General features: G+C 37.3%; 1 protein-coding gene. It reads left to right on the top strand.

Annotation, left to right across the window (positions count from 1 at the left end; all coding sequences use genetic code 11):
- Positions 1–74: 74 nt before the first annotated feature.
- A partial coding sequence (locus tag HMPREF9448_RS14690) for a hypothetical protein (RefSeq protein WP_008861244.1) occupies positions 75–499 on the top strand: 425 nt, incomplete at its 3' end.

Genomic DNA, 499 nt, shown 5'->3' with positions numbered 1-499 from the left:
GGATTATATCAAAGTCCTATGTGAAAAAATAGAGTCCTGATGTATGGTTATGTAAAAATATAAGATTAGGAGTTATGAAAAAGAGCGTGCTATTGCTGTTTTTTGCCGGTTGTGTGGCGACAGGCATTTTTGGAATCGGCCGTAAGATTCCGATGAATCGGGTGAATGATTTAGGGCAGAGGGAAGGCTATTGGAGAGATTCTGTCGGAGGAGGATTCGTATATGATCTATATTATAAAGGTGGTAAAAAAGATGGATTATACAAGCGTTTTTATCGTAATAAATTATTTCTGTTTGGGGAATACACAGCGGATAATATATCTGGCACATGGTATATGTTTGGAGATGAAGGAGAATTACGTTGTACCATTGATTCGATAGAACTCAATAAGGACAGTATATATACGGGGTATTGCCGAATTTTCTGTAAATATAAGTGTTATTGTGCTGATTATTATCCAAGTGGAGCCGTTAAGAGCGAAGGATATATGGTGTGCGA

It is taken from the genome of Barnesiella intestinihominis YIT 11860, from assembly GCF_000296465.1.
In the GTDB taxonomy this organism is placed as follows: Bacteria; Bacteroidota; Bacteroidia; order Bacteroidales; family Barnesiellaceae; genus Barnesiella; species Barnesiella intestinihominis.
Note: the sequence above shows the minus strand (reverse complement) of the source record. Positions and strands in the feature narration are given on the sequence as shown.